This window comes from Streptomyces pseudoechinosporeus, assembly GCF_054783935.1.
This window is the reverse complement of record NZ_BAAGPS010000011.1, coordinates 32,972-46,322: the sequence shown is the minus strand read 5'-3', so window position 1 is coordinate 46,322 and position 13,351 is coordinate 32,972. Positions and strand designations below refer to the sequence as shown.

General features: G+C 69.8%; 12 protein-coding genes and 1 pseudogene. 12 read left to right on the top strand and 1 reads right to left on the bottom strand.

Features of this window, described 5'->3' with window-relative positions:
* The first annotated feature begins 30 nt into the window (after positions 1-30).
* From ACYVO6_RS16700 to ACYVO6_RS16655, 10 genes are all read left to right on the top strand, one after another.
* Positions 31-1,383 carry a jacalin-like lectin gene (locus ACYVO6_RS16700; RefSeq protein WP_461061987.1) on the top strand — a complete coding sequence of 451 codons (1,353 nt, stop codon included), beginning with the start codon at positions 31-33 and terminating at the stop codon, positions 1,381-1,383.
* 150 nt (positions 1,384-1,533) lie between these two features.
* Positions 1,534-2,373, top strand: a complete 840-nt coding sequence (locus ACYVO6_RS16695; RefSeq protein WP_461061985.1) for an NmrA family NAD(P)-binding protein — start codon at positions 1,534-1,536, stop codon at positions 2,371-2,373.
* Between the two features lie 8 nt (positions 2,374-2,381).
* Positions 2,382-3,038: a DUF3105 domain-containing protein gene (locus ACYVO6_RS16690; protein WP_461061983.1), complete on the top strand. Its 657-nt coding sequence runs from the start codon at positions 2,382-2,384 to the stop codon at positions 3,036-3,038.
* Positions 3,039-3,142: 104 nt separating this feature from the next.
* The gene (locus ACYVO6_RS16685) at positions 3,143-4,681 is read left to right on the top strand and encodes an MFS transporter (RefSeq protein WP_461061981.1); all 1,539 of its coding nucleotides are present in this window, start codon (positions 3,143-3,145) and stop codon (positions 4,679-4,681) included.
* Between the two features lie 92 nt (positions 4,682-4,773).
* A complete protein-coding gene (locus tag ACYVO6_RS16680; protein ID WP_461061979.1) occupies positions 4,774-6,027 on the top strand; it encodes an LLM class flavin-dependent oxidoreductase in 1,254 nt (417 codons plus the stop codon).
* A gap of 3 nt (positions 6,028-6,030) precedes the next feature.
* Positions 6,031-6,759, top strand: coding sequence for a siderophore-interacting protein (locus ACYVO6_RS16675; protein WP_461061977.1), 729 nt, complete (start codon positions 6,031-6,033; stop codon positions 6,757-6,759).
* A gap of 120 nt (positions 6,760-6,879) precedes the next feature.
* Positions 6,880-9,909: a BTAD domain-containing putative transcriptional regulator gene (locus ACYVO6_RS16670; RefSeq protein WP_461061975.1), complete on the top strand. Its 3,030-nt coding sequence runs from the start codon at positions 6,880-6,882 to the stop codon at positions 9,907-9,909.
* A gap of 67 nt (positions 9,910-9,976) precedes the next feature.
* Positions 9,977-10,561, top strand: a complete 585-nt coding sequence (locus ACYVO6_RS16665; protein ID WP_461061973.1) for a TetR/AcrR family transcriptional regulator — start codon at positions 9,977-9,979, stop codon at positions 10,559-10,561.
* A complete protein-coding gene (locus ACYVO6_RS16660; RefSeq protein WP_461061971.1) occupies positions 10,554-11,384 on the top strand; it encodes an alpha/beta fold hydrolase in 831 nt (276 codons plus the stop codon). Before ACYVO6_RS16665 ends, ACYVO6_RS16660 begins: the two co-directional genes overlap by 8 nt.
* A gap of 57 nt (positions 11,385-11,441) precedes the next feature.
* Positions 11,442-11,813 carry a GNAT family N-acetyltransferase gene (locus ACYVO6_RS16655; protein ID WP_461061969.1) on the top strand — a complete coding sequence of 124 codons (372 nt, stop codon included), beginning with the start codon at positions 11,442-11,444 and terminating at the stop codon, positions 11,811-11,813.
* Positions 11,814-12,229: 416 nt separating this feature from the next.
* Here the strand turns inward: ACYVO6_RS16655 and ACYVO6_RS16650 are convergent.
* Positions 12,230-12,595 (bottom strand): annotated as a pseudogene (locus ACYVO6_RS16650) (helix-turn-helix domain-containing protein); the annotation flags it as partial.
* A gap of 115 nt (positions 12,596-12,710) precedes the next feature.
* Between ACYVO6_RS16650 and ACYVO6_RS16645 the strand changes: the two are divergent.
* Both ACYVO6_RS16645 and ACYVO6_RS16640 read left to right on the top strand, forming a co-directional pair.
* Positions 12,711-12,932 carry a hypothetical protein gene (locus ACYVO6_RS16645; protein ID WP_461061967.1) on the top strand — a complete coding sequence of 74 codons (222 nt, stop codon included), beginning with the start codon at positions 12,711-12,713 and terminating at the stop codon, positions 12,930-12,932.
* The gene (locus ACYVO6_RS16640; protein WP_461061965.1) at positions 12,929-13,294 is read left to right on the top strand and encodes an ATP-binding protein; all 366 of its coding nucleotides are present in this window, start codon (positions 12,929-12,931) and stop codon (positions 13,292-13,294) included. The genes ACYVO6_RS16645 and ACYVO6_RS16640 overlap by 4 nt, the downstream gene beginning before the upstream one ends.
* Positions 13,295-13,351: the final 57 nt, after the last annotated feature.

The window sequence follows — 13,351 nt, the reverse complement described above, 5'->3', positions numbered from 1 at the left end:
CCGTTCCTCCGTCCCCTGGAGACACCCCCCATGAGAAGACTCATCGGCACACTTGTGGCGGGCGCGTTGGCCGCGGCCGGGCTCGCCGGCGCAGCCACGGCCAGTGGTGCACCCGCCACGACCTCGGCACAAGCGAGGGCCGCCGCCCCCTCGTCGGGCACCTTCAACGTCCTCGCGTACAACGTCGCGGGCCTCCCGGAGGGGCTGAGCTCCGGCAACCCGGCGAAGAACACCCCGCTGATCTCCCCGCGACTCGGGGCGTACGACATCGTCAACGTGCAGGAGGACTTCAACTACCACGCGGCGCTGTACGCGGGCGACGACCACCCGCACCGCACCGCGACCAGCGGCGGGGTCCCGTTCGGCGACGGCCTCAACACCCTCTCGGACTACGCCTTCGACGACTTCCAGCGGGTGAAGTGGAACAACTGCACCGGCACCAACTGCCTGACCCCGAAGGGCTTTTCACTGGCCCGGGTCCGGCTCGCCGAGGGCGTCTTCATCGACCTCTACAACGTCCACACGAACGCCGACTCGACCGACGACGCCCTCGCCGCCCGCCGCGCCAACATCGACCAGCTCTCCGACTTCATCCAGGCGAACTCGGCGGGCAACGCGGTGATCGTCATGGGCGACACCAACACCCGCTACACGCGCGCGGGCGACAACATCCGCACGCTCGTGAACGAGAACGGCCTGAGCGACCCCTGGGTCGACCTGGTCCGCGGCGGCAACGCCCCCGCGCAGGGCAGCGAAGCGCTCGTCTGCCCCCAGACGGCGCCGACGAACGACTGCGAGGTGGTGGACAAGGTCCTCTACCGCGGCAGCGACCTGGTGAACCTCGACGCCACCCGCTACAACAACGACTGGTCGAAGTTCCTGGACGAGGCCGGTGGCAACCTCTCCGACCACTTCCCGCACACGGTCGACTTCTCCTGGACCCTGCCCTCGGACCTCCGCGCCAGCGACTTCTTCGGCGGCCCGCACGGCACGGCCTTCAACGACGCGGACAACCTCCCGGCCACGCCCGCACCCCGCACGCTCACATTGCGCGGCAACGCCCGCCTGGATGCCGTATCCCTGACTCACGACGGCGGTACGTCCCTCACCCACGGCGGTACGGGCGGCACGGCCACGTCCCTCACCCTGGCCGCCGACGAACATCTCACCTCGGTGAAGCTCACCAGCGGCCAGAAGGACGGCCACACGCGCATCTTCTCGGCGGCCTTCACGACGGACAAGTCCCGTACGGTGGCGGCCGGTTCACCCACCTCGAGCACCGTGACGTACACCGCCCCGTCCGGCTGGCAGATCGTCGGCTTCACGGGCCGCGCGGGGAACGAGATCGACAAGTTGGGGGTGCTGTACGCACCGATCGGCTGACCTGAGGCGCCGTCGAACCACCCCCGGAAGCCAGACCCCCATGGGCTTGGCTCCGGGGGTGGATCCATGCCGGGCAACGTAGACGAACGGATATGGACCTGAGTCTGCTTGGCATGGTTGGGGCGGGTTGCGGCTGGTTCAGTTGAGTTCATGAATGACGACATGATCTTGGTGACGGGTGCTACGGGCAAGACGGGACGCAGGGTTGTACGGCTGCTTGAAGAGCGGGGCGTGGGGGTCCGCGCGGCGTCCCGTTCGGGTACGCCCGCCTTCGACTGGTCGGACCGCGGTACCTGGGAGCCCGTACTGCGCGGCGTGACGAAGATGTACCTGGTGCACCCCGACCTCGGCAGCCCGCAGGCCGCGGAGGACGTCGCCGCGTTCGCCCGGCAGGCAGCCGCCGCCGGAGCCCGGCACGCGGTGCTGCTGTCCACGCCCAGCGATGCCTGGGGTCCCGCCCAGGAACACGTGCTGGCCACGGAGCGTGCGCTGGAGCACGCGGGCCTGGAGTGGACCGTGCTGCGGGTGCGGTGGTTCTTCCAGAACTTCAGCGAGGACTTCCTGTACGACCCCGTGCTGAGCGGCGAGGTGCGGTTGCCGGCCGGGGACGGCAAGGAGGCGTTCGTCGACGCCGACGACATCGCCGAGGTGGCGGTCGCCGCGCTCACCGAGGACGGGCACGCCGGGTGGTGCTACGAGATCAGCGGCCCTCGCCTCATGTCCTTCGCCGACACGGTCGAGGAGATCGCCCGGGCCACCGGCCGCGACATCCGTTACGTACCGCTGACCCCGGAGGAGTACGCGGAGGAGCAGCGCGCGCAGGGCGTGCCCGAGGAGTGGGTGCAGCTGTCGATCGGCCTGTACGAGCACGTACGCTCCGGCGGCCTCGCCACACTCGGTGACGGTGTCAAGCGCGCGTTGGGGCGACCTGCCCGGGACTTCTCCGACTACGCCAAGGCTGTTGCCGCGCAGGGCGTCTGGAACGCCTGACACCCCAGATGGGCAAGCCCACCAGAGCAAGGGCCGCGACAGCAGGGAGAGTTGAGGCGGGGCGCGAGGCCCGCGTGGTGGCGGTGCTCCGGGTTCGGGAGCGCCGCCACCGCGTCTTCCTCGTCACGATCAGCGTGATCGTCCTCGCGTGGCTCGTCGGTTACTGGGCGCTGAGCGCCCATGAGGACGGCGAGCGGAAAGCCGCCGCGGCCAGGAAACACGTACAGGGCGAAAGGGTCTGGGACGCCGACTCGCTGACGTACGACCACGTCAAAGGCACCGTCGACTACCCCATGACCCCGCCCGTCGGCGGTGACCACGACGCGGCCTGGACGAACTGCGACGGCACCGTCTACAGCAAGCCGGTCCGCAACGAGAACGCCGTCCACTCCCTCGAGCACGGCGCGGTGTGGGTCACGTACAACGGCACGGCCACCGCCGCCGACATCGAGAGGCTGGCCGATACGGTCGCCAGGACCCCGTACACCTTGATGAGCCCCGTCACCGGTCAGTCGGGGCCGATCACGCTGTCCGCCTGGGGCCATCAGCTCACCGTCGACGCGGCATCCGACCCCCGCGTCGAGCAGTTCATCACCGCCTATGTGCAGGGCCCCCAGACTCCCGAACCCGGCGCCCCGTGCACAGGCAGCCCGAGCTCGTCCTGAAGGTGCGTGACCTCGGGTTTCTCCTTCGCTAACACTCTGACGGCATGGTTTCGCCATTCGCCAAATCCGCCCATCGGCACCATCGCCATCCTTTGGAGTTCCCCTTGCCTTCCGACAGCACGACCACCGCACCCCCGGCACAGCCGGGTGCCGACGCGTCCGGGGCCCCCTCGGGCGGCCGACGGCATCTGGGTCTGGCGCTCTTCGTGATCGCCACAGCCCAGTTGATGGTGGTCCTCGACGCCACCATCACCAATATCGCCCTGCCGAACATCCAGACCGACCTGGGCGTGTCCGACGCGAACCTGGCGTGGATCGTCAACTCCTACGCGCTCGCCTTCGGCGGACTGCTGCTGCTCGGCGGCAAGGCCGGTGACCTGTTCGGCCGCAGGCGGATGTTCCAGGTGGGCATAGCCGTCTTCACCCTCGCCTCCCTGCTGGGCGGACTCGCCCCGAACGAGGCCCTGTTGATCGGCGCCCGTGTCCTCCAGGGCGTCGGAGCCGCACTCGCCGCACCCAGCGCGCTGGCGCTGATCACCACCACGTTCCCCGAGGGCAAGCCCCGCAACTCGGCGATGGGCGTGTACGCGGCCATGTCCGGGATCGGCGCCACGGTCGGCCTGCTGCTCGGCGGCGTCCTCACCGACTTCCTCGACTGGCGCTGGGTGTTCTTCGTCAACATCCCGATCGGCCTGGCCGTCCTCGCCGGCACCCGCACCCTCGTCGAAGCCGAACGCCACCCCGGCCGTCTCGACGTGCCCGGCGCCATCACCGGCACCGGCGGCCTGATCGCCCTCGTCTACGGCATCACCCGCGGCGGCGAACACGGGTGGACCAACGATCTGACCCTGGCCTCCTTCGCGGCGGCCGTCGTACTGCTCGCGGTGTTCCTGATCCTCCAGTCCCGCGTCTCGGACCCGATGATGCCGCTGCACCTGTTCAAGGACCGCAACCGCTCCGGCAGTTACGCCGCCATGCTGTTCCTGGGCGCGGGCCTGTTCGCCACCTTCTACTTCCTCACCCTCTACATGCAGCTCATCCTGGGCTACAGCCCGGTGAAGACCGGCTTCGCCTACGTGCCCTTCAGTGTCGGTATGGGCATCGCGGCAGCGCTCAGCTCCAAGCTGGTCACGTACGTCGGTCCCCGCATGATCGCCGGACCGGGGCTGCTGGTGGCAGCCGCGGGGATGTTCTGGTTCGCCACGCTGGAGCCGGCCTCCTCCTACGCCGGGCACATCATGCCGGCGATGGTCGTCACCGGGCTCGGCATGGGTACGGGCTTCGTGCCGCTGACGCTGGGCGCGGTCAGCCGCGTCAGCCACCAGGACACCGGCATCGCCTCCGCCCTCCTCAACACCGCCCAGCAGATCGGTGGCGCGCTGGGCCTCGCGGTGCTGTCGACGATCTCCACCTCCGCGGCCGACGACAAGCTGCCCGAGGCGGCCGGAGCCCTCTTCCAGGGCCTCAAGACCCAGGACTTCGCCCTGGTGGCAAAGGCGGGCGAGGCGCTGACCCACGGCTACACCATGGCCTTCGTCGCCGCGGGCGCCATGTTCCTGGCCGGCTCGGCCGTCACCGTCCTCGCGATCAACGCCAAGAAGCAGCAGCACGTGGAGGGTGCGGCGCCCGTCCACATGGGCTGACATCACGGAGGGTGCGGCCCTGTCCCCGTGGGCCCCTGTCCTTCTGGGCCGCACCCTCCGGGCCGCATGACTCCCTCACCCAAGGAGACACCGTGAAAACACTGGTCTGGTGCAGCAGCGTCATCCCCGTACACCCCGCGGAGCGACGCGCACGGCGCCCGATCGGCCGGGACGTCCACGCCTTTCAGGCCATGCTGCGCAACTACGAGGACATCGCCCGCTGGGCCGACGCCTTCGGCTTCGACGGTTTCGGCAGCGCGGAGCACCACTTCCAGACCGAGGGCGGCGAGAACATGCCCAACAGCCTGCTGCTCTACGCGAAGCTCGCGGCGCAGACCAGGCAGATCATGTTCGCTCCGATGTCCCTCGTCCTGCCCGCCCACAACCCCGTGCGCATCGCCGAGGACCTCGCGATGTTCACCCATATGTTCCCCGGCCGGCTCGGCGTCGCCTTCGCCCGTGGCCGCCAGAGCCGCTGGATGCAGACACTGGCCCAGGACGACGCCGTCGTCTCCTCCCACCCGGGCTCCGACGCCCGTAACCGGGAGATCTTCAACGAGTACCTGTCGATCGTGGAACAGGCCTGGGCCGAGGACTCCTTCCAGCACATCGGCAAGCACTTCCAGGTGCCGTACCCGACCGGCGGCATCCGCGACTGGCCGCTCGCCGACTGGACCCGCGCCTACGGCGGCCCGGGCGAGATCGACGACGAGGACACCGTGCGGCAGATCGGCGTGGTCCCCAAGCCCCTGTACCGGCCGACGATCTTCATCCCCACCACCACCTCACCGCGGACCGTGATCGACGCCGCCCGCAACGGACGGACACTGCTGCTGACCGCCCGCAGCCGGGAGAAGGTGCGCTCGATCGCCGAGCTGTACCGCGACACCGCCCGCGCACACCGCCGCGACCTGCGGCTCGGCGAAGGCATGGGCGTCGTCGCGAAGGTCTTCCTCGGCGACACCTTCGACGAGGCCTTCGACCTCGCCGTCCAGACCGCGGGCTACTGGTTCCACAACTTCTTCCAGGCCTTCGGCTTCAACGAAGGACTGCGCACCGCCGCGGACGACCCCCACCGCAAGCTGCGTCTGGACGACGCGCGGGCGCTGACCCGCCGTATGTACGAGACGGGACTGCTCTTCTGCGGCACGGCGGAGCAGGTCCGGGACCAGATGAAGGACATGTACGAGGTCTACGGCGGCGGCCGGCTGGACTGGTTCGTCTGGGAGTACTGGGCGCAGGCGCTGCCCGGCGACGAGGCGCCGGACATTCAGCGGGCGCAGCTGAAGACGTACGCCGAGCAGATCATGCCCGAGTTCCGCAGCACTTCACCCCACGAGGAGTGAGCGATGCCCAGACTGCCCGCGCCCTTTGCCCGGATGATCGAGGTCCGTGGGACGCCGTGCACAGTGACCGATATCGAGGATCTGTCTCCGTCGTTTCGGCGTGTGTATTTCTCCGGCGAGGGTTTGCGGGGGCGTGAGTGGGCGCCGTGCCAGGTGACCACGTTCCTGGTCTCGCCGACCGAGTTCCGGCGGTACACGCCGGACGCGTTCGACGCCACGACGGGAGCGATGTCGATCCTGTTCCACCGGCACAGCGTCGGCGCCGAGGGCCCGCTTTCGCCGGGTGACGCGTGGCTGGACGGGCTCGCGATCGGCGACAGTGTCAGCGCGATGGGGCTGGAGGCGACGCAGAGCTTCCGGGCGCGTGAAGTGCCCGGCCCCGTCCTCGTGTGCGGTGACGGCACCACGGTGGGCCTGTGGAACTCGCTGATCCGCTGGCTGGGTGACCAGGGCCAGGTGTGCGGCGTGGTCGAGGTGCCCGCACCGGACGTACCACTGGTGCAGGACCTGTTGCCCGGCGTGGACGTCGTCGCGCAGAGCGAGCAGCCGGGGGCGGTGGTGCTGTCCTGGCTGGACGACACCCCGCGATCCGGGGAGGTCACGCACGCCTACCTGTCCGGGCACGGGCAGACCATCCAGCGGGCCCGCAACGTCGTCCGTGCCCGGTACGACCTGCACCGGTCCGTCATCTACACACAGCCGTACTGGGCGACGGGCAAGGTGGGCCTGTGACCTGCTGCGTGACAGTGCCTTGGTGCGCTGGACCGAGAGGCCAGTGAAGGGGCAGACTCCGGGGCACCGCTGCCGAGCCGAGTCGCGGACCACTTCGGCAGGCCCTCCTGGTCAGGTGACATGAACGACCCCCGTCAGACAGCGCCCGACGCCGTAGGTCTCATCCAGCACAAGATCTCCGTTCCGGACGTGCCGGAACGGCTCGTCCCACGGCCGAGGATCGACACCGCCCTCGGCACGCTCATCGAGCGACGGCAAGTGGTGCTCGTACTGGCGACGGCGGGCGCAGGCAAGACCATCGCCATCCGGCAGGCGACGACGCGGCTGCCCCACCCGGTGGCATGGCTGTCGGTCGACGCGACCGACAGCCGGCCGGGACGCCTGCTCGCCTACCTCGAGGACGCGTTGGCACGGCACGTACCGGCCGCCCGCCAGGTGGCGACCCGTGCGCTGCGCGCGGGCATCCAGCACGCGGAGTCCGCCGGGCTGCTCGCCGAATCCCTGAAGGGGCACCAACTCGTCCTCGTACTGGACAACTTGGAACGCCTCGGGGTCTCGGGCGACGGATGGGAGGCGCTCGGCGCGTTCCTGCACTATCTGCCGCGTACGGTGCGTGCCGTGCTGCTCAGCCGACGTGACATCCCGGCGGCGGTCCATCGGGAGCTCGACCCGACGTCGGTGGCGTGCCTGCGCGAAGAGGACCTCGCCTTCACCGTCGAGGAGGCGGCCGACGCCCTGCGGCTCAACGACAACGACACGATCGATGCGGCCGAGGCGGTGTCGGCGACGGGCGGCTGGGTCACCGGCGTGCTGTTCGAGGCCTGGCGCTCCGAGGAGCACACCGCGGTCGTCGGGGGTGAGGCCGACCCGCTGCACGGCTACATCTCCTCGCGGATCCTCGGCGAACTGCCCGGCGCGGACCGGGAGTTCCTCGTGACGACCTCGGTCCTCGACGCGGTGACGGCCGAGCGGGCCCGGGTGCTCGGACTGGCCAGGCCAGCCGGGCGGATGGGGTCGCTGCGGTCGGTACGGCTGCCCGTCGTCTGGTCCCCGGACGGGCGGACGATGCGCTGCCACCCGCGATTCCGCGAGTACCTGCTCGAACAGCTCGGCCACCGCGATGACGTGGAGCTGCGCCGGATCCGCCTCGCCCACGGCAGGCTGCTGGCCGCCGAGGGGCATGACGAAGAGGCCACTGAAGTCCTGCTGCAGGCCGGGGAGTTCGCCGAGGCCCGCGTCTGCGGGGCGCGCGTGATCCGGCAGTTGATCGAGCGGCTGGACCTTCCCGTGGCCGAGCGGTGGCTGGACGCGTTCGGCACGGCCGGGCGCGAACCGCGGGAACTGACCACGGCGCGGCTCATGCTGGCCTGGGCCCGGGACGACTTCCGAGGGGGAGCGGCCATCGCCGACGCGCTCCTGGAGTCCGGCGTCCGGGACGAGGTAGCCCGGACATCCGAGCGGGCGGCGGCGCTGATGACGTACTGCTACGCCCAGTGCGGCCGTCTCCAGGACGCGGACGAGATCCTGCGGCTGGCCGAATCCGGTGCGGAGGTCGCCGCCGTGCGCTACGCACTCGGGACCCTGTTTCCCTCGTACCGCATCGATACGCCCCCGGAGCTGACCGGGGGACCCTTCGACGCGGCCGTACTGTTCGCGAAGTACTGGTCCGGCCATCTCACCGACCTCGACGTCTCCTTGGAATCGCACTGGGGCAGGTCTCTGGCCACCCCGTGGCGGATCGCGGCGCTCCGCGCTCAGGGCCACACCCGCGAGGCCCTGGAGCTGTACGAGCGGACCCGTGACTCGGTCTCCAACTCCCTGAGCCTGCACGCGGTCCTGCCGGAACTTCTGCTGGACGCCGGGCGCCCCACCGAAGCGATCACTGCCCTCGAGGAAGGCCGCAAGCTCGCTCTCGACGCCGGGGCACACGCCTGGTACCTCGGTTTCACGGAAGGGCTGGTCAGGCTCCGGATCCTGGATCGCCGCGACGTCGCGACGTCCCTGGCGATCCTCGACGAGCTGGAGAACGACCCGCTCATCGAGCACGCGTTGCAGCCCCTGGCCAAGGGCCGGGCCTGGCGAGGCTGGCTCCTGCTGCGCGGCGGCGCCGACGCCGAGGCGCTCGACTGTCTGCGCGAGGCCGTGTCGCTCATGCAGGCAGGCGGTCTCTTCCTGGAACTGCCCATCGCCGCGGCGCTGTTGGCGGAGGCGGAGTGGCGCGCCGGTCACGAGGACGAGGCCGACCGGGCCGCCGACCTGGCCTTCCGGGTGGCGGGCCGCCACGGCTCCCATCACGTTCTGCTCCAGATCCTCACCGAGTTCCCCGCGGTCGCCTCGCGGCGCATCGACGCCGAGGCCGACGCGGACACCCCGTGGCACGCCGTCGGCCGGGCACTCGCCGCCCAGGGGGCGAACATCCAGGTCATGGAGCGGACGCCGACGGTGACGGTCACGGAGTTCGGACGGCACGCCCTCGCCGTCGACAGCACCGAAGCCCGCCTGCGCATCAGCAAGAGCCTCGAACTGCTCTCCTACCTGGGCAGCAGGCACGGCCACGCCGCCGATCGCCGCGACGTGCTGGACGCCTTGTTCGCCCGCGACGACCGGTCGACCCGCGCCTACCTGCGCCAGGCCGTCCACCAGCTGAACCTGGCACTACCGCCCCAACTGCGCCTCACCATCGAGCAGAACAGACTGGCTCTCGCCGAAGAAGTCGCCCGCGGGTGTCAGTCGCTGCGCTTCGAAGCCGGCCTCGCCCAGGCGCACCGGCTGGCCGGACAAGCGAAGCTGTCCACGATCGAGGGGCTCCTGGCCCGCAACGAGGGCGAGTACCTGTCGGACCGCACCTCTCAGTGGGTGGAGGAACGGCGCGGGACCCTGACCCGGCAATCCGTCGAGGCCCTCTCGTCGGCGGCCGAACTCGCCCTGCAACTCCATCAGTACGGCAACGCCGCCCGCCTGTGCGACCGGGCGACCGCACTCGACCCGCTCCGCGAAGTCGCCTGGCGCGTCCGGATGCGCGCCGCGAACGCATTGGGCGACGACGGCGGCGTCCTCACCGCGTTCCAGCGTTGCGAGGCGGCGCTGAGCCGCATCGACGCGTCCCCTTCTCCCAGCACCCGCAGACTGCTCAAGCAACTACAGCGGTGAGCGTGGGAAACGTGCTTACATTAGGCGCCAACCTAGGAGGTCTAGGTTCTGCCGGAGGTGACACCGCATGGCCCGAGCCGGGCTCACGACCGCCCGCGTGGTCGAGGCCGCCGCCGAGCTCGCCGACGAGGTCGGGTTCGAGAACGTCACCGTCACCGCGCTTGCGCGGCAGTTCGGCGTGAAGGACGCGAGTCTGTACTCGCACGTCAAGAACGTGCAGGAGCTGCGCACGCGGCTCGCGTTGCTGGCGGGCGGCGAGATGATCGAGCGGATCGAGCTCGCCGTGGCCGGGCGGGCCGGGAAGGACGCGCTGGTCGCGTTCGCCGGTGCCTACCGGGAGTACGCGCTGGAGCACCCTGGACGGTACGCGGCCACGCAGATCCAAGTCGATCCGGCCCTGGTCGCCGACTCGGCCGTGTTCCGGCGCACCGCCGAAGTCACGTACGGCATGCTGCGCGCCTACGGCCTCACGGAGCCCGACCTCACCGACGCCGTACGGCTGCTGCGCAGCACCTTCCACGGTTACTGCCACCTCGAAGCGAGCGGCGGATTCGGCCACCCCCGCGACGTCCAGACGTCCTGGGACAAGGCCGTCGACGCCCTGCACATCGCCCTGGAGCACTGGCCCCGAGAGGAGAAGACACATGTCTGAGACCACCCCGCCCCACGAGGTGCGCGGCAGCGGACCCGTGCTGCTGGTCATCCCCGGTGGGGCCGGGCATCCCATGGGCCTCGACGGGCTCGTGGAGCGACTCGCCGACCGGTTCACCGTGGTGACGTACGACCCGATGGGTCTCGCGCACGGCCGGCTCGGCGAGCCCGTGGAGGACCAGCGGGTGGAGGCGTGGAGCGACGGCGCGCGTCAGGTGCTCGACTCGGTGCTTCCCGGCGGCGCGTCCGCGTACGTCTTCGGCAGCAGTTCGGGCGGCATCGCCGCACTCGACCTGCTCACCCGCCACCCGGACCGGGTACGACACGTTGTCGCCCACGAGCCGCCGAGCGTGACGGTACTGCCCGATGCCGCGCGACACCGGGCGATGTTCGAGGAGGTGTACGAGATATATCGCGCGGAGGGTCTCCAGGCCGCGATGGTCCGACTCAACGCCGGGCTGGAGGACCGGGCTTGGGAAGCACCGCCACCCGTCGGTACCTCCCCGACCCCCGCATCACCGTCCGTCCCCGACAACCCCATGGCCGTGTTCGTCGTCCACGTCCTGCGCCAATTCACCGCGTACGTACCGGACTTCGCCGCCCTGAAGCCCCTTTTCGCCCGGCTCACCCTCGCCGGTGGACACGACTCGCACGGCCAACTCCCCCACCGCACCGCGCGCATGCTCGCCCAACGAAGCGGCAGCGACTTCGTGGAGTTCCCCGGCAACCACATCGGCGCGGTCACGCATCCCGTCGACTTCGCGGAACGTCTCGCGGAGAGGTTGCCTCCGGTCACCGCCCCAGGTGTCCCGCTCACCACTTAGGGCGTGCAGACTCGACAGGCGTGGCCTGATGACTCATCAGCGGTCGCTGGTGTCTATGTGCGCTCCTGGCAGGCGGCCTTTGCGGGGCTCGTTCCCCAGCACTACCTCGACGCCATGGACCGGAGCCGCGAAGAGGCCGAGTGGAAGGCACGCATCGCGGAGGCACAGTGGCCGTGGACGGGAGTACTGGTGGCCGAAACCGAGGCGGGCATCGTCGGATTCGCAAGCTTCGGCCCGTCTCAGGAGATCCCTGCCACCGCGGAAATCGGCACGCTCTACGCGATGCCCGAGGTCTGGGGCACCGGGATCGGAAAGCAGTTGATGTCGGCCACGCTGACGACCCTCGGACAGGCCGACTACACGCAGGCCACCTTATGGGTCCTGGAGGACAACGAACGGGCCCGGCGGTTCTACGAAGCCGCCGGATGACGCCCGGACAGCGCGGCCGTGGAGGACACCACCGGCGGAGCCTCTCTCAACAAGTTGCGCTACCGCCGCTGTCTTGGCCGAACCGGGGGCCGTTGACCGCCCAACTGGCCCGGCAGACGTGGACACGGTGCGCGTTACGTTCCACGGTCACGTCCATTGAGGAAGCGGCGTTGCGGAGGCGGGCGTGCCGGTCGGCCGCCGGGCCTGTGGTCCTCCCTGGGGGTTGAGTCCGAAAGCGTGAGCATTTCTCCCTGTTGTGTTCATGCATCGCTCGTTTGGGCGGCTGGAGGACATTTCACCCCTCACTGTTCACGTTTTTGCGTGACAGGCCCATGGGCTCGCTCGCGGCGCCCGGTCCCTGGCCGCGCCGAAGTCGATCGGGGTGGCGGGGCCCGATCAGGCGGCCCGGCAACCTTCGCGGCAGTCTGCAACAGGCCAGGCAGGACAGTCGGGGCCCACTCCTCGATGGTCTTCGCGTGCTTCTCCGCCTCCAAAGCCCGCTCGTAGTACCCGGCATGTCCCTTCCGCTTGGCCTTCCGCACGTCCTCGCACCGTCGCGCGAAGAACCCGTCCGTCTTCAGCACCCGGTCGACATGTACGGCGAGATCCTCGGGCATTCTCCGCTGCCCCCGCTCGATCTCACTCAGGTAAGTAGGTGCGTAGAAGCTGCCCTCCACCGTCTCCTGCAGCGTGAGCCCCATCTCCTCCCGCTTCCACCGCAACTCCTTGCCGTAGAACTCCGGAACGCTCGCCGAACCGTCAATGTCCTTGCGCAAAACCATCGTTGACCACCTTTTCCACACCCGGCGCCGTGGACCCCAAACCCCTTTTACAGTACGCCGCCTGACGTCATTGTGTGACGAGTTCGTCACGCAACGCACAGGAAGGCGTACAGCCATGACCCACCACGGCGATCTCCACGACGTACAGGACTGCGTGGAGCACCTCCGCACCGCGCTGGAAGCCAACGGCATCACGCTGCCGTCGCTCGGCGTCGAGGCGGCGGCCTTCGCGGGGACCTACCCGCCGCGTCACGGGGGCCTCGTGGCGCTCGGCAACTGCAACACGGCCACCGCCCGCAAGCTGGCCGAGGCGCTGCACAAGGCGGCGGGCCGATGAAGCCCCTCGTCCTCGAACTGCTGGCGGTGGCCAAGGCCGTTCCCGAGGTACGTCGGGCTGTGCGCGAGTACTTGGGCGGGCCCTGCCCCGAAGTGCAGCTCTGTGTCAGCGAGTTGCTGGCGAATGTGATCAACCACCTGGGCGAGGGCACGCCGGTGACGGTCCGTCTGAGCCGTATGGACGGTGGCCGTACGCGCCTGGAGGTCAGCGACCCGGAGGCGTACGCCTGGCTCATCCGGCGTCGGCCGGGGCCGGACGACGAGACGGGCCGCGGCCTCCTGCTGCTCGACGCGGTCGCGCTGTGCTGGGGCGTGGAGCAGGGGCCGGGCGGCAAGACGGTGTGGTGCGAGTGCGCCCTGTGAGTAGCACTTAGACTGGAAGCTTCGCCATGACCCACATGTGCCGCCCCTGGGGAGGGA